General features: G+C 54.9%; 18 protein-coding genes and 1 other RNA gene. 10 read left to right on the top strand and 9 right to left on the bottom strand.

Annotation, left to right across the window (positions count from 1 at the left end):
* Window positions 1-69: 69 nt before the first annotated feature.
* Together aqpZ and aspS are read right to left on the bottom strand one after the other, a co-directional pair.
* Window positions 70-810 (bottom strand): aquaporin Z, encoded by a 741-nt coding sequence (gene aqpZ, locus B4A77_RS00205; RefSeq protein WP_290737244.1) that lies wholly within the window; start codon window positions 808-810, stop codon window positions 70-72.
* Between the two features lie 158 nt (window positions 811-968).
* Window positions 969-2,756 (bottom strand): aspartate--tRNA ligase, encoded by a 1,788-nt coding sequence (gene aspS, locus B4A77_RS00200; protein WP_290737242.1) that lies wholly within the window; start codon window positions 2,754-2,756, stop codon window positions 969-971.
* Window positions 2,757-2,966: 210 nt separating this feature from the next.
* Between aspS and B4A77_RS00195 the strand changes: the two genes are divergently transcribed.
* Window positions 2,967-4,145 carry an iron-containing alcohol dehydrogenase gene (locus B4A77_RS00195; RefSeq protein WP_290737240.1) on the top strand — a complete coding sequence of 393 codons (1,179 nt, stop codon included), beginning with the start codon at window positions 2,967-2,969 and terminating at the stop codon, window positions 4,143-4,145.
* 62 nt (window positions 4,146-4,207) lie between these two features.
* On the opposite strand, the gene hisI is transcribed toward B4A77_RS00195, so the two are convergent.
* The 3 genes from hisI to B4A77_RS00180 all read right to left on the bottom strand — a co-directional run bounded on the left by hisI (window position 4,208) and on the right by B4A77_RS00180 (window position 8,870).
* Entirely contained in the window at window positions 4,208-4,555 is a 348-nt protein-coding gene (gene hisI, locus B4A77_RS00190; RefSeq protein ID WP_290737238.1) for a phosphoribosyl-AMP cyclohydrolase, read from the bottom strand.
* Between the two features lie 46 nt (window positions 4,556-4,601).
* Complete coding sequence (locus B4A77_RS00185; RefSeq protein ID WP_290737236.1) at window positions 4,602-5,873, bottom strand: glutamate-5-semialdehyde dehydrogenase; 1,272 nt, start codon at window positions 5,871-5,873, stop codon at window positions 4,602-4,604.
* Window positions 5,874-6,038: 165 nt separating this feature from the next.
* Complete coding sequence (locus tag B4A77_RS00180) at window positions 6,039-8,870, bottom strand: glycoside hydrolase family 2 protein (protein WP_290737234.1); 2,832 nt, start codon at window positions 8,868-8,870, stop codon at window positions 6,039-6,041.
* Window positions 8,871-9,001: 131 nt separating this feature from the next.
* Between B4A77_RS00180 and rplU the strand changes: the two genes are divergently transcribed.
* Together rplU and rpmA are read left to right on the top strand one after the other, a co-directional pair.
* Window positions 9,002-9,487, top strand: a complete 486-nt coding sequence (gene rplU / locus B4A77_RS00175; RefSeq protein ID WP_290727222.1) for a 50S ribosomal protein L21 — start codon at window positions 9,002-9,004, stop codon at window positions 9,485-9,487.
* 3 nt (window positions 9,488-9,490) lie between these two features.
* Window positions 9,491-9,751 carry a 50S ribosomal protein L27 gene (gene rpmA, locus B4A77_RS00170; protein WP_173365533.1) on the top strand — a complete coding sequence of 87 codons (261 nt, stop codon included), beginning with the start codon at window positions 9,491-9,493 and terminating at the stop codon, window positions 9,749-9,751.
* Window positions 9,752-9,808: 57 nt separating this feature from the next.
* Here the strand turns inward: rpmA and ssrA are convergent.
* Window positions 9,809-10,168: a transfer-messenger RNA gene (gene ssrA, locus B4A77_RS00165) on the bottom strand.
* Window positions 10,169-10,298: 130 nt separating this feature from the next.
* On the opposite strand from ssrA, the gene B4A77_RS00160 reads away from it, so the two are divergent.
* From B4A77_RS00160 to B4A77_RS00145, 4 genes are all read left to right on the top strand, one after another.
* On the top strand, window positions 10,299-11,921 hold the full coding sequence (locus B4A77_RS00160; protein ID WP_173382820.1) for a cellulase family glycosylhydrolase: 1,623 nt from the start codon (window positions 10,299-10,301) through the stop codon (window positions 11,919-11,921).
* 218 nt (window positions 11,922-12,139) lie between these two features.
* Window positions 12,140-12,979, top strand: coding sequence for a TIGR02147 family protein (locus B4A77_RS00155; RefSeq protein WP_173365535.1), 840 nt, complete (start codon window positions 12,140-12,142; stop codon window positions 12,977-12,979).
* On the top strand, window positions 12,972-14,474 hold the full coding sequence (locus B4A77_RS00150) for a LamG-like jellyroll fold domain-containing protein (protein WP_290737232.1): 1,503 nt from the start codon (window positions 12,972-12,974) through the stop codon (window positions 14,472-14,474). The genes B4A77_RS00155 and B4A77_RS00150 overlap by 8 nt, the downstream gene beginning before the upstream one ends.
* Window positions 14,471-14,983, top strand: a complete 513-nt coding sequence (locus B4A77_RS00145) for a PAS domain-containing protein (RefSeq protein WP_173365537.1) — start codon at window positions 14,471-14,473, stop codon at window positions 14,981-14,983. The genes B4A77_RS00150 and B4A77_RS00145 overlap by 4 nt, the downstream gene beginning before the upstream one ends.
* Window positions 14,984-15,096: 113 nt before the next feature.
* Here B4A77_RS00145 and B4A77_RS00140 read toward each other — a convergent pair whose 3' ends face one another.
* Window positions 15,097-17,217, bottom strand: a complete 2,121-nt coding sequence (locus B4A77_RS00140) for a glutamine synthetase III (RefSeq protein WP_290737230.1) — start codon at window positions 17,215-17,217, stop codon at window positions 15,097-15,099.
* 203 nt (window positions 17,218-17,420) lie between these two features.
* Entirely contained in the window at window positions 17,421-18,311 is an 891-nt protein-coding gene (locus tag B4A77_RS00135; RefSeq protein WP_206674505.1) for an FKBP-type peptidyl-prolyl cis-trans isomerase, read from the bottom strand.
* 261 nt (window positions 18,312-18,572) lie between these two features.
* Between B4A77_RS00135 and dapF the strand changes: the two genes are divergently transcribed.
* The 3 genes from dapF to B4A77_RS00120 are packed head-to-tail and all read left to right on the top strand — an operon-like array spanning window position 18,573 to window position 22,198.
* Window positions 18,573-19,442 carry a diaminopimelate epimerase gene (dapF, locus tag B4A77_RS00130; protein WP_290734758.1) on the top strand — a complete coding sequence of 290 codons (870 nt, stop codon included), beginning with the start codon at window positions 18,573-18,575 and terminating at the stop codon, window positions 19,440-19,442.
* Complete coding sequence (locus tag B4A77_RS00125) at window positions 19,442-20,650, top strand: LL-diaminopimelate aminotransferase (protein ID WP_290737227.1); 1,209 nt, start codon at window positions 19,442-19,444, stop codon at window positions 20,648-20,650. Before dapF ends, B4A77_RS00125 begins: the two co-directional genes overlap by 1 nt.
* A gap of 27 nt (window positions 20,651-20,677) precedes the next feature.
* The gene (locus B4A77_RS00120) at window positions 20,678-22,198 is read left to right on the top strand and encodes a sigma 54-interacting transcriptional regulator (protein ID WP_290737225.1); all 1,521 of its coding nucleotides are present in this window, start codon (window positions 20,678-20,680) and stop codon (window positions 22,196-22,198) included.
* Here the strand turns inward: B4A77_RS00120 and B4A77_RS00115 are convergent.
* A complete protein-coding gene (locus B4A77_RS00115) occupies window positions 22,195-22,758 on the bottom strand; it encodes a manganese efflux pump MntP family protein (protein ID WP_290727231.1) in 564 nt (187 codons plus the stop codon). The two genes, B4A77_RS00120 and B4A77_RS00115, sit on opposite strands and share 4 nt — an antisense overlap.
* Window positions 22,759-22,907: the final 149 nt, after the last annotated feature.

The following is a 22,907-nucleotide window of genomic DNA, read 5'->3' as shown; positions in this document are numbered from 1 at the left end:
TCCCCAAAGAGGATAACTCTACTATGGCAACAAGTTGCCAAGTATCGTATAGCGAGCATGACGATCGCCTTACTTCTTTTCGCCCTTGCCGCACTTGCATTCGGCCAAGCACTTGTATGCAATACCACCGATGACGCCACCGAGAATCGGGGCGACCCAGAATAGCCAGAGCTGCTTGATGGCAGCACCGCCAACGAACACTGCCATTGCGGTAGAGCGTGCCGGGTTCACAGACGTGTTGGTTACCGGGATAGAGATGAGGTGGATGAGCGTGAGGCAGAGGCCGATGGCAATCGGGGCAAAGCCTGCCGGAGCGCGACCGTCGGTAGCGCCCATAATCACGAACAGGAAGATGGCCGTGAGCACGGTTTCAATCAGGAACGCGCCGCACATGCCGGTGGTCTTGCCGCCGAAGGCGTTCAGGCCGTTGTTGAGCGTATCGGACCAGCCGTTGGTAGCGAATGCGCCAATGCCTGCGTTGGTGAGGTCGGGCTGGGCGATGCAGTAGAGCACTGCCGCAGCGATAATGCCGCCAATCACCTGGGCCACGATGTAGGCCGGGGCTTCCTTAGCGGGGAAGCGGCCGCCGGCAACCTGGCCCAGCGTGACGGCCGGGTTCAGGTGGCACCCCGAAATGTGACCGATGGCGTATGCCATAGTGAGAACGGTGAGGCCGAATGCGAGCGACACGCCCACGTAGCCGATACCGGTGGTCGGAACGCCGCAAGCAAGCACGGCGGCACCGCAGCCGCCAAACACAAGCCAGAAGGTGCCGATAGCTTCGGCAATAGCACGAGTAGTAAGTTTCATAAACATCTCCATAGTTTGGGGTTAAAAGTTGTGCCTTAATTTAGCAAAGCGAATTGCATGAATTCAGCAAAAAAATGAGAAAAAAAGTTTTCGTGAGAAATCGCACAAAAAAGCCCCGCGTGGTTCGCGGGGCCTTGGCAAACTGTGTTTGCCAAAGATTATTTCGCCTGTTTCGGCATCTGCACGGAGATGTGGATGTCCTGCAGCTGCTGGAGGTCGACTTCGCTCGGGCTCTGGTCCATCGGGCTAGAAGCACTCGTGTTCTTCGGGAACGCGATGTAGTCACGGATAGATTCTTCACCTTCCATGGTAGCGACAACGCGGTCGAGACCGAAGGCGAGACCGCCGTGCGGAGGAGCGCCGTACTTGAAGGCGTCGACGAAGAAGCCGAACTTTTCCTTCACCTGTTCTTCGGAAAGGCCGAGCAGGTGGAACACCTTCTCCTGGACTTCCGGGTTGTGAATACGGATAGAACCGCCACCGATTTCCACGCCGTTCAGAACGAGGTCGTAGGCTTCGGCGTTGCAATCCTTGAGGTTGCCGCCGAGCATCATGTCCAGATGTTCCGGAAGCGGGTTGGTGAACGGGTGGTGCATGGCCATGTAGCGGCCTTCGGTGTCGCTGTATTCGAACATCGGGAATTCGGTAATCCACACAAATTCACGCTTCTTCGGGTCGCGGAGACCCTTGATGCGGGCAACTTCCAGGCGGAGCTGGCCCATAGCCGTAGCAGCAACCTTTTCCGGACCGGCGATGAAGAACATCATGTCGCCGCACTTGGCGCCGACGGCGTCGCGCAGTTCGTTGAGCTGTTCAGTCGTGAAGAACTTGCCGACCTGGGTTTCCACTTCGTCATTTTCCTTGACGCGCATCCACACGAGGCCCTTAGAACCGTACTTGCCCACGTAGGCGGTGAGTTCGTCGATCTGCTTGCGGGTGAAGTCCACGCAGCCCTTGGCGGCGATACCGCGAATCTTGCCACCGGCGGCAACGCAGTTCTTGAACACGCCAAAGTTGCTCTTCGCGCCGATTTCGGACACGTCGTGGATTTCGAGGTCGAAGCGGAGGTCCGGCTTGTCGGAACCGTACTTGAGCATAGCTTCGTGCCACTTCATGCGGCGGATCTTCTTGGGCGGTTCGAAGTTCCAAACCTTGCCCAAAACTTCAGTCACGAACTTGTCGAACATTTCCATCACGTCGTCCTGGTCCACGAAGGACATCTCGACGTCAATCTGCGTGAATTCCGGCTGACGGTCGGCGCGGAGGTCTTCGTCGCGGAAGCACTTGGCAATCTGGAAGTAACGGTCCATGCCGGCAATCATCAAAAGCTGCTTGTACTGCTGCGGAGACTGCGGGAGGGCGTAGAACTTGCCCGGGTTCACACGGCTCGGCACCAGGTAGTCGCGGGCGCCTTCCGGAGTGGACTTGCAGAGCACCGGAGTTTCAATGTTTTCAAAACCGTTAGCGTAGAAGAAGTCGTACACGGCCTTGAGAAAGCGGCTCTTGAGGAGGAGCTTCTTTTGGATCCACGGACGGCGGAGGTCCAGGTAGCGGTACTGCAGGCGTAGGTCGTCGTTTTCCTTGCACTCTTCGTTCGGGTCGTTGATGGCCAAGGGGGAGGTGAGGGCCGCGTTCAAAATTTCAATCTGGTCGATTTTGACTTCGATTTCGCCCGTGGCGAGCTTCTCGTTGGCGTTGCCTTCTTCGCGGGCGTAAACCTTGCCGGTCACCGTAATCACGTATTCGTTGCGGAGCTGTTCGGCGGTCTTCATCACGTCGGCATTGTAGTCCGGGTTGAAGACGATCTGGGTCTTGCCATACTTGTCGCGGAGGTCCACAAAAATCACACCACCATGGTCGCGGCGGCGATCCACCCAACCGGCGAGTGTTACAGTCTGGCCAACATCTGCCTTGCGCAGCTGGCCGCAGTTATGAGTACGTTTCATGTTAGTATCCTTGGATAGTTTTTTTTCGGGTGTAAATATAGCAAAAGAGTTTGGGGCGAGTGAGGCGTAAAAACAAGGAAAAAGTGTAGAAAAAGCGGGTCCGATATGATGAAATCAGGATGTTTCCCCCTGTGAACAGAAAAATGGGAGAAACTCCCGCTTTTGTTGTCAAAATCTTGTATTTTTAAGCAAAAAACATAAGGATGGAATATGGAAAATTTCAATTTCTACAGTCCCACGGAATTTGTATTTGGCATGGACCGCGAAAATGAATGCGGCGCGCTCGTCAAGAAGTATGGCGGCACGAAGGTGCTTATCCACTACGGTGGCGGTTCGGCGGTTCGCTCCGGCTTGATTGACCGTGTCAAGGCGAGCCTCGATGCAGCAGGAATTCCGCATGTGGAACTGGGTGGCGTGAAGCCGAATCCGCATGATTCGCTTGTGTACAAGGGCATTGAGATTGTCCGCCAGAACGGTATTGACTTTATCCTTGCGGTGGGTGGCGGCTCTACGATTGACAGCTCCAAGGCCATTGCGATGGGTGTTCCCTACAAGGGCGATTTTTGGGATTTTTACGAGGGCAAGGCCTCGGCGGCGGCAGCGCTCCCGATTGGCGTGGTGCAGACGATTGCGGCGGCCGGTTCCGAGGGCAGCGGCGACTCCGTGATTACCAAGGAAGACGGCATGCTCAAGCGCGGTGCAAGTAGCGAACATATCCGCCCGAAGTTCGCGGTGCAGAATCCGGCGCTTCTTTGCACGCTGCCTGCCTACCAGACGGCTTGCGGCATTACCGACATCATGGCGCATGTGTTTGAACGCTACTTCACGAATACGCTGGAAGTGGAAATCACCGACCGCCTGTGCGAAGCGGTGCTCCTCACGATGGTGAAGGAAGGCCCGCGCGCCATTGCCGACCCCGCCAACTACCAGGTGCGTGCGAACATCATGTGGGCGGGGACGGTAGCCCACAACGGTGTTGTGGGCTGCGGGCGCAGTCAGGACTGGAACAGCCACGCCATCGAGCATGAACTTTCGGCGCTTTACGACTGCGCCCATGGCGCGGGCCTCGCGGTCATTATGCCCGCCTGGATGGAATATGTGGTAGACCATAACGTGATGCGTTTTGCCCAGATGGCGACCCGCGTGTTCGGCTGCGAGATGAATTTCGAAAACCCGAAGGCGACCGCCCTCGAAGGCATCAAGGCTTTCCGCCGCTTCTTGCATTCCATCGGTATGCCGATTAACTTTGCAGAACTCGGCGCGAAGGAAGAAGACATCCCGAAGATGGTGGAAAAGCTGAACCCGGGCGACGGCTGGGGCTTCGTGCCGCTCAAGGCGAAGGACGTGACCGCGATTTACACCATTGCCGCCCACGCCTCTCTTGATTGACCCGCAAAGAAAAATATTTAGTCGCTACTTTTAATATTTAGGACGAAAATTTTAAGCGAAAGTTAATCGCATTTCTTGAAGAAGCAGCTTCTCGCTCCCGTGTGGCAAGCCACTTGCGGACCCTGCATGCGGACTTTGAAGAGCAATGCGTCAGAGTCGCAGTCGGCGGCCCATTCAACGACCGTCATCACGTTTCCGCTCGTGTCGCCCTTGTGCCAGTATTCCTTGCGGCTGCGGCTCCAGAATACCATCTCGCCGCATTCGTGTGTGCGGCGGAGCGCTTCCTCGTTCATCCAGGCCATCATCAGAACGTCGCCCTTGTCGGCGTCCTGCACAATTGCCGGCGCAAGTGCAACCCCGTCCACGACCACTTCGAATTTAATCTCTTTAATTAATTCATCAAAGTTCATCTTTCGCCTTTCGTCTGTAGGCGCAAAGCGCCGTTCTTTCGTCTAGTTAAGCCCTCACCTGGCCGTTGCCGCGCAGAACCCACTTGTAGGTGCAGAGGCTTTCTACGCCCATCGGGCCACGGGCATGCAGCTTGTCGGTAGAAATGCCCACTTCGGCGCCCAGGCCGTATTCGCCACCGTCGGCAAAGCGGGTGCTGGCGTTCACCATCACGCTGCTGCTGTCCACGTTGGCGACAAAGTAATCCTGCACGCTAGTATCTTCGGCGACCACCGCTTCGGTGTGGCGGCTGCTGTTCGCTTCGATGTGGTCGCAGGCCTCGGCCACGTTGTCCACGAACTTGACGCTGGCCTTGAGGGCCAGGTATTCGTGGTGGTAATTGCTGTCATCGCCGATGTCCTTGATACGGCTGTCGTGGCTCTGGGCGTCCTTATTGCCGAAGAGTTCCACGCCGCGGTCGGCGAGGCAGTCGAGCAACTTTTTCACGTTGGCGTCATCGATATGGCGGTCGATAATCACGCATTCCATGGCGTTGCACACGCCGGTGCGCTGCGTCTTCGCGTTGATGAGGATGTTCACCGCCTTTTCGATGTCGGCGGACTTGTCCACGTACACGTGGCAGATGCCGTTGAAGTGCTTGATCACAGGAATCTTGCTCTGTTCCACCACGGCGCGGATCAGGCGTTCGCCGCCGCGGGGAATCACGAGGTCGATGCAGTCGCTGCGCTGCAACAGCATGCCCACCAAATCGTGGCTCGTTTCGGTCACGAGTTGCACTGCGTCTTCGTCAATGCCGTTTTCGGCGAGGGCCTTGTGGAAAATTCCGGCGAGGCACTTGGCGGAATTCAGCGATTCCTTGCCACCGCGGAGGATTACGGCATTACCCGCCTTGAAGCAGAGGCATGCGCCATCGATGGTCACATTCGGGCGGCTTTCAAAAATAAAGAACACGGCGCCGATAGGTACTGCTACGCGGCTAATCTTGATCCCGTTCTTCAGTTCGCGGCTTTCGAGCACGCGGTTCAGCGGGTCGGTAAACGCGGCGATTTCTTCGGCGCCCTTGGCCATCGCCTCGATGCGGGCGTCGTTCAATGTCAAACGGTCCATCTTGGCGTCGTCGAGCTTGCCGGCGGCAGCTTCGAGGTCAAGCTTGTTTGCCGCAAGGATTTCCGGCTTTTTCTCGCGGAGCATTTTTGCCACGAGGTTGAGCACGGTACTCCGCTTTTCTCCGGAGAGCGTGCGCAGGTTCTTGCTTGCTTTCTTGGCGTTCTGGGCCAGAAGATTCGAATATTCGTCCAAGTTGGAATAATTTTTCAGCATATTTTTAATATAGAAACTTGATTTTAGTCACGCTTTTGTGTATTTTACTAATACAGGTTTGTTTTTACTCACGACAAGGTCTTGTAGTCGTCGAGTATCGGACTTGGGTGTATAGACCCAGTGCGTTTCTCTCCGCACTGGGTCCTTTTTTGATGCTTTTTACGACTAGAGCTGGCTTACGATGGCCGTGAACAAGGCGTCGGCGAGGGCATTCGTCTCGAGGCCTTCGAACACGCTGAACTGATTGAAAACAATCTGTCCTGCACCGAACGGCAGCTTCTGCAGGTCGACTCCCGTCTTGATTTCACCGTCCTTGATGCTTACGGAACGAGCGTATACGGTTGCACCCGGCAGTTCGTTCAGCGAAAGTCCCGGCATCACGGCTGCAGCATTGTGGTCTAGCACGCTCTTGTTCCCGAAAACGGGGAGGAGCGCCGAATCCTTGGGGAGGTAGTGCAGACTCGTGCCGTTGGCTCCCGTGCTCCAGTGCGCTTCGATAGTAAAGTCGAAATTATGGCTCTGGTTCAAGAAGTCGATATCTTCGGGGGTCATGTCCGATAGCAACAGCGTCTTTCCGCCGTTCTTGGTGACATCGACAATCTTGTTCAGGATTTCATCGGGCCAGGAACTGAGGTTCGCTGTGAAGATAATCTTTTCCGGACCGCTGAGGGCTGCGAGAGCGTCGCTGGATTCTTCACTGTTGTCGAGGAAGCAAACCTTGCTCATGGCGCTCTTCACGTCGGCCTGCTCAATGACAATGAGGTCTTCGGCAGAGGTGTTGATTTCCTTGCCGTTGTCCTTGAGCGAAATGCGGATTTCGTATTTACCGGTCTTGCGCGGAACCATCAGCGTGCAGATGCCAAGCTGGGTGAGGCTTGTCTTGCCGGCGGGTTCCTCCGGTGTCAGGCTCTGCGAGGCTTGCGACTTGCCGCTCTCGTCCACGAGGTTCACGTCGACGGAGACATTCTCGAAGCGGTCGTTGTTCAGGAGTGTGAGCTGGAAGCTGACCTCGCTCTGCGGTGCGACCACGTGTTCCAGTTCGCTGACCAGGACACGGCTCCTTGTCGTAATCGCCTTGCAGAAGGATTCGATGCCCTTGCTCTTGCGGTTTTCGTCGCAGATGCCGCTGAAATCGACTCCGTAGTCGGCCCACTGGCTAAGGAAGAATCCCGAAATTTGAGGATTGCTCTGGAATGCGGTAATCTGGTCGAGCTTGCTCTTGGTTGCGATGCTGTTTGCATCCTTGATGAATGAATCGACGCTATCCCAAACGGAAAGACCGGATTCTTTGACGAAAGACTCGAGCAGCTTGTAGAAGTTCTTGACTGCCTTCTGGTTCTTGATGCCACGGGGACCCTTGATATTGGTCGCGCTCTTCGGGAGGAGAGTGTGGTTCTTGAGTGTCACGAGCATCTTGTTTTCGATTTCCGTGGCGTTTTCGTCTTCGTCCTGGAAATGGCTGTCGCCGAGTCCAGAATCCGGGACCATCAGTTCTTCCTCGTCCTTGTTGAAGCAGTGGGCGAGGTAGTGCGAGTAAGCGGCGTTCGGGTTCATCTTCGGATTTACGGCAAGTGTCGCAAACTGCGAGATGCGGTCGACGGAAACAGGAAGCAGCTTGCCGATGTCCTTGTGGAAATTACCTTCGTTGTCGATGTAGATGCTGTCCAGGTTGCTGATGGCCGGACGCGTCATGTCGATGGGGCTGATGGCGTTCAGCAATTTGTTGCCGTTCTGCAGCATGAAGGTCCCGTTTTCGGAGCCCATGACCCATGCGACGATACACGGATGGTGGTGCTGTTCCTTGACAATGTCGCTGATAAGCTTCTTGGCGTGTTCAAGTCCGCTGGGGGTCGACTTCATGGTGTGGATGGGGAATTCCTGGAACACCAGAAGGCCGATGGTATCGCATATGTCGAGGGCTTCCGTGCTGAGAGGCGCGCCGCAGCTGCGGATGGTGTTGAAGCCCGCGTCCTTTACGGCCTGAAGGTCCTTCTTGAGGTTCGGGTTGTCGGTCGTCCAGAGCCCGCCTTCGCTCCACTGCTGGTTGTAGCAGACGCCCTGGATTTTCACGATGGAATCATTCAGGTAGAAGTCGCCCTTGAGGCAGTCGAACTTACGGAAGCTGAAGGTGCGCATGACGGGGAAGGAGTATTCCGGGTCCTTGCCCTTGCCGCCCTTGATTTCCATCTGGACTTCGACGGCGAACATGTTGGGGTGGTCCGGGCTCCAGACGCACTTGCTGCGGTTGAAGTCCTTGATGCCGAGCACGATGCGCAGCGTCGCGTTTTCCTTGTCGAGCTTGGGACTGTCCTTGAACCATTCGTAGACGTCGCCGTTCGGGTTCCTCATGAGGATGCGGAGGCGTGTGTTGAAACCGCGGGGGTTGTTGAAGCTGATTTCAAGCGCTACGCGTTCCTGGTCCATGTCGGGCTCGACATGGAGGTCGGAAATGAAAGCGGCGTTTCCGAGGATGAGGTCCACGTGTCCGAAGATACCGCCGAAGGGGTACTGGTTCCAGGGGAGGCCGACAGGCATTTCGCCGGGGTGGGCAAAGCGGTCGTTCGCGCCTTCATGGGTTTCGCGGCCGAAGTCAATACGGCTGTTGGCTGCACCCATGTTCGCGACGCGGATGCAGAGGATGTTTTCTTCGCCGAGCTTGATGGCCTTTTGCGTTTCGAGGACAAAGGGGGTGTAGGCGCCGAAGTGGTCGCCGAGGAGCTTGCCGTTGAGCCATACGGTCGCGTGAGTCGCGATGCGTTCGAATCTAAGGAATATGCGCTTGGTGACCTGTTTTTCGTCGTCGATAGTGAATCTCTTGAAATAGAAAGCGCAGTCCTGCGACATCAGAAGCTTTTCGAATGACCTTTCCCAGATATGCGGAACGGTTACGGTCTCCGTGTCTTCGGGATAGGTGGCGTACCAGCGGTTGGAAATACCGGAATCTTCAGTGTCCCATTTCATCTGCCAGTCGCCGTCAAGGCTCATAATCTTGTTCATTCGGGTGTCCTTTATGAAAATTTCGTGGAAAATTTAGAAAAAATTGGCCGATAAGGGGCCAAATCCCTTTACAATTCCTTGAATTTTGCTACATTTGGAGTCCCAATAGCAACCAAAAAAGGATTACAAAAATGTATTCTATTGTTGAAACAGGTGGTTTCCAGTATAAAGTCGAGCTGGGCAAGGCCTACAAGGTCCCCACTCTTGACGCCGCTGTTGGTTCCGAACTGGAGCTCAAGTCCGTTCTTCTTTTCGCAGGAAAAGAAGTGCAAATCGGCACCCCTGTCCTGAACGACGCCTCCGTGAAGGTCGAAGTGCTTGCCCACGGCAAGTACGACACCGTCATCGTTTTCAAGAAGAAGCGTCGCACCCGTTACGAACGCCGTAACGGTCATCGTCAGGGCTATACCGAGGTGCTGGTCACGGAACTTCGCTCCGGCGCAGAATCCGCAAAGGTCGATTCCAAGGTGATTGAACGCAACCGCGCTCGCGTGGCCGCGCTCGCCAAGCAGAAGGAGCAGGTCAAGCCCCTTACTCGCAAGGAAAAGATTGCCCAGGGTATCGCAAAGCCCGCCAAGGTCAAGAAGAACTCTCTGCGCAAGGCTAAGGAGGCTTAATCCATGGCACATAAGAAAGGTCAAGGTTCAGTACGTAACGGCCGCGACAGTAACGCCAAGTATCTTGGTGTTAAGAAGTACGCGGGCGAAACCGTCAAGGCTGGCAACATCATCGTTCGTCAGCGCGGTTCTCACTTCCACAGTGGCACCAACGTGGGCATGGGCAAGGATTTCACCTTGTTCTCTCTCGTCGATGGCAAGGTGAAGTTTGAACGCCTCGATGCTAAGCGTCAGAAGGTCTCCGTCTATCCGGAAGAAGCCTAATCTGATCTGGAATCGGAATTGAAAAACCGGACGCAATCGCGTCCGGTTTTTCGTTGTTTCTGGAGGTGAGGGGAGTCGAACCCCTGTCCAAAATCACGTCCATGTCCATTCCTACAAGCTTTCCCTTCGTATTTAAGGTCTCGCCTTGTCCACGCCCAAGAAGGTCGGTGCAGATTTCGGCCAGCCTAGTGAATCTCGGACTCTAGCCCCAGGCATGCGAGAATCCTATCCCATATTTCGTCCGGACGTTCATCCCGATGGGAGCGGAATGAGGCCCGGCGTTGCCGCTAATTAGGCAGCGAGTGCGTAGTTTTCGTCAGCACTTATTTTTTTTCAGACTTTTTTACGAGTGCCCTCGTCTGAGACCTCGGCTTGCAACTAACACTTCGGTAACCCTGTCGAAACCAGATCACCCCCGGTGTATTTCCCAAATATACAAATTTATCGTCAAAAAGGGAAGATTTGTAAAGTTCCATCTTTAATCGCTCAAAAAAGGTGGTATTTATATATATTTATACACGAAAAAATGATTTCGGAGAAAAGAAGTATGAATTTAGCGAATGCGAAGCCGGGTTTCTTTGTCCAAGGGCGCTACCTTTACAGCAAGGACAACGAGAAGGTGGTTCTGCGCGGAATCAACCATATGTTCATTTGGACTGACCGCGAAGGCAAGACCATTCCCGAAATAGCGAAGACTGGCGCGAACTGCGTCCGCATTGTCTGGAACACGCGCGGTCGCGTGAGCGATCTCGATACGATTGTGGGCCTCAGCATCGCAAACAACATGATCCCGATTGTTGAAATTCACGACACGACGGGCAACTGGGACCGCCTGACGGAGGCTCTCGACTTCTGGCTCCGCGACGAGACGTTACAGATGATCTCGAACCATCAGGAATACCTGATCTTGAATGTCGGCAACGAACCGGGCTCGCATGAAGTCGAATCCGAGGAATTCTTCTCTGCGTACAATATCATCGTGACGCGCATGAGGGCGGCTGGAATCCGCATTCCCATCATGATCGATGCCGATTACTGGGGCCAGAACGAAAAGAACCTGCTTTCCGTGGGGCCGCGCCTGTTGCAGGCGGATCCGGAACACAACCTTATTTTCTCTATCCATATGTGGTGGCCCAGCGAACGCCACGATGCCAAGGCGACTGGCTTTGCTACGGTCCAAGATCGCATCACGGCTTGCCTCGAAAAGTCCGTCGAGATTGATCTGCCGCTGGTGGTGGGCGAGTTTGCCCCGATTGCTGCGGGAGACGTCAAGGCGATTCCTTACAAGCATATCATGTCCGAATGCGAACGCCTGAATATCGGCTGGCTCTGCTGGAGCTGGGGCCCGGGCAACTTCGACAGCACCGAGATGGACATGACCGAGCACGGCTCGTACAACACGCTCGTGGGCTGGGGTCGAGAGGTGGCCGTGGATAGCCCGCTCGGAATCCAGAATACGAGCGTCATTCCGATGTTCATCCAGAACAAGGATTATACAACGGGCTCCCTTGGCGGTGGTGCGAACATCATCGAGAACGGGGACTTCTCTGCGGAAAATCCGCTCGATTGCTGGACTACCGACTTCTGGGGCGGCAAGGCGAACGTCCGTGTGGAAAATGGAGAAGTGCATTTCGATATCGAGCAGGCGGGCAAGGAGACCTGGGGCCTCCAGTTCAAACAACACCTGACCTTGCGCAACGGCGTCACCTATATATTCAGCATGCGCGCGAAGGCGGCTAAGCCACGCACCTTGAATGTGAATATCAAGCGCGATTCCGAGGAATATACCCCCTATGCCAACGGCCGTATACTCGACTTGAGTACGAGCTGGCAGAACTTCAGCTGGAAGTTTACCATGAAGGAGGACACCGACCCCGATGCGCTCCTGATTTTCGACATGGGCGGTACCCCGATCTCGTGGACGCTCGCCGACATCAGCCTGGTGCAGGCCCGCAGCGTGGCTGACCGCTTGAACCGTACCTTCCAGCGCAACGTGCAGAAGAACTCCGGCTACTTCAACGCCCCGAACGGGCCTTGGGAACTCCACCTTTACAACGCCCAGGGCGAGCTCGAGGAAGTCCTCGACCGCGGCAAAGGCGGGGAAGGAATGCGCAGCTACCCGAAAATCGAGAAGGGCGGCATCATGGTCGTAAAAGACGTCCAGGCCTAGTTTCTTGGCTTGTAATTTTTGACGACGGGAATCACCTAAATATTCCTTTTCGCAATATTCTAGTGTGGAATATCATTCGTTTTCGACAAGTGTGTATCATGATTTTTTGCTAAAAAATGGTTGTTTTTTATAAAAATGTCGAATTTTATGTAAATTTTTAATTTTTGTATCATGAATCTATTGCGCGACGCGAAAAAAAGATATATATTCAAAAATGTATGAAACCTGTGATGGAATACCAGAATTTTCGCTTTTTCGTGCGCGACTACTACGCCGAACGGAAGCTCCGTTCCGGCTTTACGTGGCGTGATTTTGCGAAAGCGGCCGGTTATTCCTCCCCGGTTTTCCTCAAGCTTGTTTGTGACGGCAAGACAAACCTGAGCGAAGTCGGCATCGAACGTGTGGCAGAAGCCATGGGCCTTGTCGGCGCTGATCTCAAGTATTTCCGCGCCCTCGTCAACTTCAATCAGGAAAAGGATGCCGCCCAAAAGAAGTCCCTGTTCAAGGAACTTCGCGCTATTGCGAAAGAAAACGCCTTTACGCTGGTGGGCGAGGACCAGTACGATTATTACGAATCGTGGGTGAATCCCGTGGTTCGCGAACTCGCCCCGCAGATGCCGGGAGCCACGCCTTCGCAGATGGCCGACAACATCGCCTTCGACATGCCGACCTCCGAGGTCAAGAAATCCCTGGCGCTGCTTCAGAAGGTTGGGCTCCTGAACAAGGATTCCGACGGGAATTTCGAACAGTCCTCTAAGGGAATTTCGACCGGCAACATCGAGGTGGCTAGCCTTTCCGTTCGCGAGATGCACCGCCAGATGGGGGAACTCGCTGTCCGTGCGCTTGACGAAGTGCCCGTGCGCGAACGCGACATTTCGGGCCTCACGCTGGGGATTTCCGAGGATGCTTTCTATCGCATCTCGAAAGAGATTGAAGATTTCCGCCGTCGCGTGGCCGCTATCGTAATGCAGGACCGCGGTGACGAACGTGTCTATAGGCTGAACGTGCAACTGTTCCCCCTGACCAAGGAAATCAAGAAGGGGGTGGAAAATGTTTAGGAGAACCTATCTTGGATTGTTCGCTTTCGCCTTGATGTGTGCGGGATTCGTCGGTATTTCGACTGTCGGCTGCTCTGACGGAAGAATTTCCGGAGGCGTGAGCGAAGAGACGAACACCGTCGCTGGAATACTTGTGGACGGTTCGGGCAAGGCGGTTGCCGGCGTTCCCGTGTGCGCGATGCACTTCACGGTCGATTCGATCGTTTTCAACGATACGACGGATAGCGATGGCAAGTTCGGATTCCCGTTGATGAAGCGTGGACAGTATGGCGTCAGCGCACGTCGCGATTCCATGTCCTATTATGAATCCGTTGATTTCGAAGGATCGGAAATCGAAATTGCCGCAAAGCTTCAAAAGACGGGAGTTGTGGAAGGCAATTTCCACTTGAGGCTCGATACGGTGTCAGCCGGAATCAAGATTGGAATTCCGGGATCCCCGTGGCAGACGGAGACGGATGAAGACGGTTCTTTCGAATTGAAAAATGTGCCGCTTGGTGTTCAGCCGCTATTGGCGAAATCTCCGGATCCGATTCATTTCCAGGATGCCATCTACGTGGTGAGCGTGGGCAAGAAGTCGTCCAAGTTCCGTGGGCCGATTCCGACAGGACTGTTTGAAATCTTCGCTTCGAAGGCTACCGAAAGCGAGAGCGAACCCTCGCACAGTACCGACACGTCTAAATCCGCCGGCGAACCTTTCAATGGCAATGATTCCTCGCTAGTGGGGGCTTTGCCGACAACTTCTTCGGACGAAATAGTGCGTGATGCCGACGTGGTTGCCTCCAAGAGCCTCCAGTTCCCGCTTTCTCCGGAGTTCGGGCTTCGCAGCTGGTGGTCGATGGATTTCTTGAGCGAAGTGACGAAAGACACGAAAAAGGTGGGCGATGCGCGCGGCTGGACGGAAGGAATCCTCCTCTATGGAGTTGATTCGCTTGAAAATGGCCCTTCGCAGAAGGCCCTTGCGCTCTATGGAGCCGATGAATTCGGTGTTATCGAGAATGACCGGGGCATACTGGACAGCGCAACCGCGTTGACGTTCGAGGCCTGGATTTACCTGTCTAAGCTCAAATCCGGTGAGTATCGCAAGAACATCGTTGGAAAGCTTGGTTTCGGCTCGCCCGAAGACAAGGACGTGTTCAGTATCGCCGTGCTGGATGGGGAATGCGGACGCGAGGACATTTCTCTTGGGTTCTTTATCGCGGATGGTTCTTCGAGCGGCTTTGAATGCAGCGATGCGGTGTTCTCGACTTACGAAAACTTTGACAAGTGGGTGTATGTGACGGCAGTATGGGATGGGAAAACTTCTTCGCTCTACATCAACGGAAATCTCGCTTCGCAGAAGAAGGTGTCTGTTGAACGCATCGGAGTTTCTTCTGAACCGATTTTCTTCGGTAAGGAATCCATGGATATCAAACTGGACGATGTGCGGCTGAGCACCACGGCGATTACCGCGTCGGATGTGCTTTACCGCTACTATCTCAAGGGAGGTGCAATATGATGGCCGAAAACGAAAACAATCTCGATATCGCGCGCTTCGAGGTCAACCAGAGCGGGCGAATTCTCTCGGGCAACAAACGGTTCTGCCGTATGTTCGGGTTCTCCGAATCCGAAGTTGTGTGGCACTACATCACCGATTGTTACCGCTATCATGGTGACTGGGAAATGTTCAGCAGCTGCGAAAACCTTTCCCAGACGAAGTTTATCTTCCGCATGCGTAACCGCAAGGGACGTAGCTTCAAGTGCTGCCTCTCTCGCGAAATCGTCCAGGATGCCGATGGAAAGATTACGTTCCGCAACACGGTCAGCCGTCTTGGCGAACCCGTCTTGGCGAAGGAGCAGGCTCCTGCGGAAGAAACACGGTCTGTGGTGTTCCTTTCCAAGTGCGCCCATTGCGGAGAGCATGTGCGCGTGAATACCCTTGCCGAAACCCGCATGCGTGTGCTGTGCGACAATTGTGCCGCGAAGGCCTATCCTGAGGCTTTCAATCTCGCTGCCGCGCAGGTGTAAAAGCATTCTAGACAACTTCGTCCTTCATAGAGTAATCCTTAAAAAGGCCGTGCATCAAATGATGCGCGGCCTTGTTTCTATTGAGCAATAAGGATGAGTATGCTTATGAAGGTCTAGTATATGAACAACATCTCCCGGTACTTCGGCAGGGGCCATTTTTCGTCGGGGATGACCTTTTCGAGCTTGTCCACCTGCACGCGGAGATCCGCCATCGCTTCGAGAATGTTCTCGTGCTTTTCACCCAGGGCCTTTTCCATGCGCTCGATTGCAGAGGCGAGAGCCTTGTAGCCTTCTCCCAGTTCCTGGGCGTAGGAATCCACCGCGGCAAAGCCCTGTTCCTTGGCCATGGCGTTGGTCTTGAGGGCGGCGCTGTAGGCGCAGAGCACCTGCGGCAAGATGACGTTCTTAGCGATGTCATCGGAAATCTTTCCTTCGATGTGGATCTTCTTGTGGTATTCTTCCAGGTTCACTTCGTAGCGGGATTCCAGTTCGCGCTTGTTGAACACGCCGTACTTTTCGAAGAGGGCGACGTTTTCCGCCTTGTTGAGGGCCTGGAGCGCTTCCATGGTGGTGCGGGTGTTGGGGAGGCCGCGCTTGGCAGCTTCTTCCACCCATTCGTCGGTGTAGCCGTTGCCGTTGAAGATGACCTTCTTGTGTTCCTTCACGATCTTCTGCAGCAAGGACTGCAATTCTTCGTGGAACTTGTCGGCCGGAACCTTTTCGAGCTTGTCGGCGATGATGTCGAATGCTTCGGCAACAATCGTGTTCAAGATGACGTTCGGTTCGGAGCAGCTCTGGCTGGAGCCCGGAGCGCGGAATTCGAACTTGTTGCCGGTGAAGGCGAACGGCGAAGTACGGTTACGGTCGGTCGCGTCGCGCGGGAGAGGCGGCAGCGTGTCGGAACCGAGCTTCATGACGCCTGCCTGCTTGCTGGACTTCGGGTCACCCTTTTCGAGCTGGTCGATGACGTCGGCAAGCTGGTCGCCGAGGTACATGGAGATGATTGCCGGAGGCGCTTCGTTGGCACCGAGACGGTGGTCGTTGCCCGCGCCCGAAACGGCCATGCGGAGCAAGTCGGCGTGAGTATCCACGGCGTAAATCACCGCGCAGAGCGTGGTGAGGAAGATGGCGTTCTGGTGCGGGTCCTTGCCCGGGTTCAACAGGTTCGTCTTGCCGTAGTTCACCGACCAGTTGTTGTGCTTGCCGGAACCGTTGATGCCGGCAAACGGCTTTTCGTGCAGCAGGCACACGAGGCCATGACGGTCGGCCACCTGGCGGAGCACTTCCATAATCTGCATGTTGTGGTCGCAGGCGAGGTTCACTTCCTCGAACATCGGGGCAAGTTCGAACTGTGCCGGGGCGACTTCGTTGTGGCGGGTCTTGGCCGGAATGCCGAGCTTCCAGAGTTCCTTTTCCACGTCGTTCATGAAGTTCAGAATGCGGGCAGGAATGCTACCAAAGTAATGGTCTTCCATCTGCTGGTGCTTTGCAGGGGCTGCACCGAACAGCGTACGGCCGGCCTGGTACAGGTCGGGGCGCTGCAGGTAGAAACGCTTGTCGATGAGGAAGTATTCCTGTTCGGCGCCGAGCGTGACGGTAACCTTCTGCTGGGCGACTCCGAACAAATTCATCAGGCGGTCGGCGGACTTCTGCAGGGCCTGAATGGAGCGGAGCAGCGGAGTCTTCTTGTCCAAGGCTTCGCCGGTGTAGCTACAGAATGCAGTCGGAATGCAGAGCGTGGCGCCGTTGCCGTGACGCTTGATGAATGCGGGGCTGGTCGGGTCCCAGGCAGTGTACCCGCGGGCTTCAAAAGTGGAACGCAGGCCGCCGCTCGGGAAGCTGGACGCGTCCGGTTCGCCGACGATCAGGTTCTTGCCGCTGAAGGCCATGATGGCCTTGCCGTTTTCGGGTTCAAGGAAGGAATCGTGCTTTTCTGCAGTAGAACCGGTAAGGGGCTGGAACCAGTGCGTGAAGTGGGTGGCACCCCGGTCGATTGCCCACTTCTTCATAGCGTGTGCGACTTCGTTCGCGATGCTCGCGTCAAGGGGTGCGCCCTCGTCGATGGTGGCGAACAGTTTCTTGCAGATATCCTTGGGCAGGTAGGCGCGCATGGCCTCCGCGTTAAAGACGTCCTCGCCGTAAAAGTCGAGACTTGCGGGTGCGGCGGGCATGTTTGCGCCCGCGGCTTCGCTCGCGATTTCCTTGATGGCTTTCAGCCTGTATTCGTTGCTCATGGCAATCTCCTATGATTTTTGATTTCGGTGCCATGGATGCAAAAATTGTGCCAAGATGGGTAAAGCGATATTTTTAGCACGGAATCGGTAAAAACGGCCGATTACATTAATTTGATTTTTTCCAGAAAATGAAAGAAATGTTTTTTAATTACAAATAATGTAAACTACATCGCTGTGTGGGCGACTGCTTTTTTCTTTTTTTATTAAGGGGCGTGCGTGTCGAGCAGTTCCATTTCGAAAACGAGGACGCTGTGGCCCGGAATCTTGGGCGGCCGTCCGTTCTCGCCATAGCCGAGTTCGGGTGGAATCCAGACCATGACTTTTTCTCCCACCTTCATGAGTTCGAGCATCTCGGTCCATCCCGGAATGACTGCGTCAATCTTGAACTCGAGTGGTTCGCCGCGGTCGAATGAGCTGTCGAACTTTTTTCCGTTGATGAGTGTGCCCGTGTAGTGGACCTTGACGATGTCGGTGTGGCCGGGAGTCGCACCCTTGCCCTTGGCGATGACCTTGTACTGGAGACCGGATTTGGTTGTCACGATGCCTTTGGCTTTCTTGTTCTTTACGAGAAATTCGTCATTGGCGCGCCGCCTTTCTGCATTCTTCCGCTTGGATACGTCCAATAGGATTGCATGTGCTTCTTCGTCGCTCAGCAGGTACTTGGCGGAATTTTCCTTGAAACGAATCTCGAAGGCCTGGCAGAAAATATCGATATTGAGGTCGACAGAATCGCGGGCTACGACTTGATCATGGACCTGTTTGCCGAGGTATGCGCCCAGTGCGTAGCCGACCGTGGTTCCCTTGTCGAGGAGTGTCTCGGATAGTTTTTGCTTTTCTTCCTGCGCCACGTGCTGTAGATTGCGGAGTGCCTTGTAGATGGCGTCCTCCTTCATCAGGTAGTGTGCGGTGTCCTGGCGAAAATGGATCTTGAAGGCCTCGAGGTAGAGGTCCAGGTTAAAGTTGACGGAATCTCGGGCCGTGAGCTGGCTGTGGGCGCTTTTGGCGAAGAATGTTCCGAATGCGTAGCTGACGGAGTCCTTCTGCGTGGCGAGGGGTGCTGCTATGGCCAGGGCGAGTATCAGGTTGGAAAACATATATTGTCTGTGGTGCGGGGAGCAGGGATGTCGTAAATATAACTCTTTTTTTGAGAGGACGGGCCTTTTGGTTTTGTATATAACTTTTACAGAACTTGTAAAAACTAACGATGTTTTTTACATTCTATGTAAAAGTTTTAGAGGCCTGAAATTGACTTTTTTAATAAAAAACGTCATTTTGGGGTTGAATATAACATTTTTTGTAAAGATGGCATAATTTTTGCATTTGAAGGGCAAACGAAACCCTTTATAAGGTATATAATGACAAAATTTTCAAAATGGACCGGGCTGGGCAACGATTTCGTGCTGCTGGAGCCGGGTGAGTCGCCGGATTATGGCGACGGCTTTGAACAGCGTGTAAAGAAACTCTGTGACCGCCGTTTTGGCATAGGTGCCGATGGCGTGGTTATCGTGACGCCGATGGATGCCGAGGGTTGCCTGGTGCTTGGCGATGCGGGTGTCGGTCCTGCTTCGAAGTCCGCGCCGAACGGCGTGGATTTCGAGATGCGCATATTCAATGCCGACGGTTCGGAGGCGGCGATGTGCGGTAACGCTACCCGCTGTGTCGCGAAGTTCATTGTGAGCCGCGGGCTTGCAAAGCCGGGTCAGAAAGTTTTCAACCTGCACACCAGAAGCGGGCTCGTGAAGCCTGCACTCCTGGACGATGGACGCGTGTGCGTCGACATGGGGAACCCGAGGAATTTTCTTGGGAGCATCAAGCTTACGGCAGGCTGCTTTGACTTTACCGCGGAGACGGTTTCGATGGGGAACCCGCACGCAGTCATTTTCGTGGACGACATCGAGAAGATTCAGCTGGAAGACTGGGGGCGCGTGCTCGAATGCGACAGGCAGTTCCCGGACCGCTGCAACATTGAATTCGCGCAGGTTTTGCCTGCAGTTCAGGGGGCGCCCACCCAAATCCGCATGCGGGTTTGGGAACGGGGTTGCGGCGTTACCATGGCCTGCGGCACTGGTAGCTGCGCAACCCTCGTTGCGGCCCAGCGTACGGGCCGCGTGGGCGTAGAAGCCGACGTGATTCTCGACGGCGGAACGCTCCACATCAAGCACGAAAACGATGGCCCGGTTCTCATGACCGGCCCCGCACAGGAAGTTTTTAGAGGAACCATTTAATGAACGCGTCTATCATCAATCCGAATTACGACTTGCTGCCCGGCAGTTACCTCTTTTCTACCATCGCAAAGAAGATCTCCGAATACCAGGCCAAGAAACCCGATGCCGATATCGTGCGCCTGGGTATCGGCGACGTGACCACTCCGCTCATTCCCGAAGTCATCAAGGCCATGCACAAGGCTGTCGACGAGATGGCCGAGAAGGGGAGTTTCCGCGGGTACGGGCCCGAGCAGGGCTACGACTTTTTGCGCCAGGCGATTGTTGCGGGCGAGTACACCTCCCGCGGTATCGAGATGGATCCGGACGATATCTTCGTGAGTGACGGTTCCAAGTGCGATGTTGCGAACATCCAGGAACTTTTTACAGAAAATGTAAAAATCGCCATCCCGGACCCTGTCTATCCGGTCTATCTGGACTCGAACGTGATGGCGGGTCGTGCCGGCGTGTTGCAAGATGACGGACATTTTTCTAAGGTCACCTACCTTGCATCGACAGCGGAAAACAACTTCCAGCCCGACCTGCCCAAGAATCCGGGGCAGATGATTTATCTGTGCAGCCCGAACAACCCGACGGGTACGGTGCTCAGCCGCGAGACGCTCCAGAAGTTTGTGGACTACGCGAACGAGAACGGCGCGATAATACTCTTCGACGGCGCCTACAACTGCTATATCCAGGACGAAAGCCTCCCGCATTCCATCTTCGAGATTCCGGGGGCCCGCACCTGCGCCATCGAGTTCCGTAGCTTCAGCAAGACTGCCGGCTTTACCGGTGTGCGCTGCGCCTACACGGCCATCCCGCATGAACTTTCCAAGCTCCGCTCCATGTGGAACCGCCGCCAGTGCACCAAGTTCAACGGCGTGAACTACGTGACCCAGCGTGCCGCCGAGGCCATCTACTCCCCGGTCGGCTGGCAGCAGACGAAGGCCGTTATTGCAGGCTACATGAAGACCGCGGGCGTTATCCGCAAGGAACTTGCCGCGGCGGGCTACACGGTGTTCGGCGGCGAGCATGCCCCGTACATCTGGTGGAAGATTCCTGACGGCGAAAAGTCCTTCGATTTCTTTGACCGTCTGCTTGCCACCTGCGAAGTGGTAGGTACACCCGGTAGCGGCTTTGGCCCCTGCGGCGAGGGGTACTTCCGCCTGACCGCCTTCGGCGACTACGAACGCACCTGCGAAGCCCTCAGGAGAATAAGGGAAAAACTTTAATTTTCGAGGAATTTCTATTTTATGTCCATGCCCATTCCTATAGGCTCAGAAATTTCGGTCATCCAGAAGATTAGCGTCGCCATCATTCATGAGCGCAATGTGGAAAAGTTACTCGAGAATGTGCTTGGCATTCTTGAATCCGAGCTCGGCATGTTGCGCGGCACTTTCGCTCTCCTATTTGGCGACACGCTCAAGATTGAAGCCTCGCGCGGTCTTGACGAATCCGAAAAACAGAAAGGCCTGTACCGCATGGGCGAGGGCATTACGGGCCATGTGGCCGAACGCGGCATCAGCCACGTGATTCCCGACCTCCGCAAGGATTCCCGGTTCCTGAACCGCACCGGAAGCCGCCATTACGAAAGCCAGGTGGCCTTCATCTGCGTCCCGCTGATTCATGACGGAGTTGTCATAGGAACGCTTTCCATAGACCGCCCCGTGGATGGGGCCACCGATCTTGACCGCGATGTTGCCTTGCTCGAAATTATCGCCAACATTACGGGCGATGCGGCAAACGAATGTATCGAACTTCACAACGAACGCGAAGCCATGCTGGAAGAAAACCGCAAGCTCCGCGACATGCTTTCGAATAATCCGGGAGACCTTGTGGGTAACTGCCGCGAGATGCAGCAGATTTACGAACAGGTGCGCCAGGTTGCCCCGAGCGATGCGACTGTCTTGATTCGAGGCGGGAGCGGTACGGGCAAGGAAATGATCGCGCGTGCCATCGTTAACCTTTCTTCAAGGAAGGACAAGCCGTTTATAACGCTCAACTGCGCGGCCCTCCCGGAAAACCTGGTGGAAAGCGAACTTTTCGGCCATGAGAAGGGGGCGTTCACGGGTGCCATGAACCGCCGCATCGGCCGTGCTGAAGCAGCTAACGGGGGCACGCTCTTCTTGGACGAAGTCGGTGACCTTACGATGCAGACGCAGGTGAAGCTGTTGCGCTTCTTGCAGGAACGCACCTTCAGCCGAGTGGGGAGCAACGAGGAACTCCATTCCGACGTGCGCTTCTTGGCCGCGACGAGCCGCAATCTCGAAGAACTGATAGCGCAGGGCAAGTTCCGCGAAGACCTTTTCTACCGCCTGAACATTTTCCCGATTTCGATGCCCGACCTTGCGAAGCGCAAGTCCGACATCATCCTGCTCGCGGAGCATTTTATCGAGAAGATGAACCTCCGCTACAGCAAGAAGGTTGCGCGTCTTTCGACAACGGCCATCAACCTGCTCATGAGCTACCATTGGCCGGGCAACGTGCGTGAACTCGAAAACTGCATTGAACGTGCTGTGCTTACGGCGAGTGACGACTGTATCCACAGCTACAACCTGCCGCCATCGCTGCAGACGAGCCTGAGTGTCGGGAACGACGGGACGGTTTCTACGAAGGTAGCCCCGCTCGAGGTGATGATGAACAATTACGAACGCGAAATCATTACGGAAGCTATCAAGCGCAACAACGGGAACCTCTCTGCCGCCGGTCGTGACCTGGGCGTGTCTCCGCGCATGATGAACTACCGCATGAACAAACTCGGCATCAAGTCCGGACGCTAAAACAGCATCTTTACGCCGATGCCTATCAGGATAATCCCCGCGATGATTTCGGGGATTTTTGTCTTGAATCTCTTGGCGGCGTGGCGTCCGATTTCGTAGCCGATGACACCCATGGCGAAACTCGCGAATGCGATGGAAGATGTCGCGATGGCCATGTTCGCGTTGATGAATGCAAACGAGATTCCCACTGCGAATGCATCGATGCTTGTCGCGACCGAGAGTAGCAGGATGTTGGCGACGGTGAGGTTCTTGGCCGCGATCTCTTCGCCTTCCTTTTCTCCGGCATCGCCGTGGATGGCTCCCCACATCATGCGTAATCCCAGGATGCAGAGTATCGTGCAGGCGATGGGCGTGCCTACGGAGCTGAACCAGCGCTCGGCGAAACTTCCGAGGAAATACCCGAGGAGCGTCATTCCGCCCTGGAAAATGCCGAAACTTACCGCCTGGAGCAGCGCTCGGCTATAGCGGATTCCCGACTTGGAAAGCCCTGTAGCGATTGCGACAGCGAAGCAGTCCATGGCCTCTACGATCGCGACGATGATGATTTCAACGATTCCCATTTTGGATTTTTCTTGTGTCGGGGCTAAAAATTAGAAAATATGCGATGGAATTGGGTGTTCCATGTCACTTTTTACGGATTTCATGTTGCGCCCTTGTTCATTTCTTGAAAAAAAGGTTATTTTGTAAAAAACGTATAGCGGAGGTTCCC

This window comes from Fibrobacter sp. UBA3718 (assembly GCF_002371935.1).
In the GTDB taxonomy this organism is placed as follows: Bacteria; Fibrobacterota; Fibrobacteria; order Fibrobacterales; family Fibrobacteraceae; genus Fibrobacter.
This window is presented reverse-complemented; position numbering and strand designations above follow the sequence as displayed.

Coding starts and splice junctions, on each gene's coding strand:
- B4A77_RS00180 (WP_290737234.1), bottom strand. CDS start 8,870: ATGAACAAGATTATGAGCCTTGACGGCGACTGGCAGATGAAATGGGAC.
- B4A77_RS00160 (WP_173382820.1), top strand. CDS start 10,299: ATGAATTTAGCGAATGCGAAGCCGGGTTTCTTTGTCCAAGGGCGCTAC.
- rpmA (WP_173365533.1), top strand. CDS start 9,491: ATGGCACATAAGAAAGGTCAAGGTTCAGTACGTAACGGCCGCGACAGT.
- B4A77_RS00195 (WP_290737240.1), top strand. CDS start 2,967: ATGGAAAATTTCAATTTCTACAGTCCCACGGAATTTGTATTTGGCATG.
- B4A77_RS00150 (WP_290737232.1), top strand. CDS start 12,972: ATGTTTAGGAGAACCTATCTTGGATTGTTCGCTTTCGCCTTGATGTGT.
- B4A77_RS00140 (WP_290737230.1), bottom strand. CDS start 17,217: ATGAGCAACGAATACAGGCTGAAAGCCATCAAGGAAATCGCGAGCGAA.
- B4A77_RS00145 (WP_173365537.1), top strand. CDS start 14,471: ATGATGGCCGAAAACGAAAACAATCTCGATATCGCGCGCTTCGAGGTC.
- hisI (WP_290737238.1), bottom strand. CDS start 4,555: ATGAACTTTGATGAATTAATTAAAGAGATTAAATTCGAAGTGGTCGTG.
- aspS (WP_290737242.1), bottom strand. CDS start 2,756: ATGAAACGTACTCATAACTGCGGCCAGCTGCGCAAGGCAGATGTTGGC.
- B4A77_RS00135 (WP_206674505.1), bottom strand. CDS start 18,311: ATGTTTTCCAACCTGATACTCGCCCTGGCCATAGCAGCACCCCTCGCC.
- B4A77_RS00125 (WP_290737227.1), top strand. CDS start 19,442: ATGAACGCGTCTATCATCAATCCGAATTACGACTTGCTGCCCGGCAGT.
- aqpZ (WP_290737244.1), bottom strand. CDS start 810: ATGAAACTTACTACTCGTGCTATTGCCGAAGCTATCGGCACCTTCTGG.
- B4A77_RS00115 (WP_290727231.1), bottom strand. CDS start 22,758: ATGGGAATCGTTGAAATCATCATCGTCGCGATCGTAGAGGCCATGGAC.
- B4A77_RS00120 (WP_290737225.1), top strand. CDS start 20,678: ATGCCCATTCCTATAGGCTCAGAAATTTCGGTCATCCAGAAGATTAGC.
- dapF (WP_290734758.1), top strand. CDS start 18,573: ATGACAAAATTTTCAAAATGGACCGGGCTGGGCAACGATTTCGTGCTG.
- B4A77_RS00155 (WP_173365535.1), top strand. CDS start 12,140: ATGAAACCTGTGATGGAATACCAGAATTTTCGCTTTTTCGTGCGCGAC.
- B4A77_RS00185 (WP_290737236.1), bottom strand. CDS start 5,873: ATGCTGAAAAATTATTCCAACTTGGACGAATATTCGAATCTTCTGGCC.
- rplU (WP_290727222.1), top strand. CDS start 9,002: ATGTATTCTATTGTTGAAACAGGTGGTTTCCAGTATAAAGTCGAGCTG.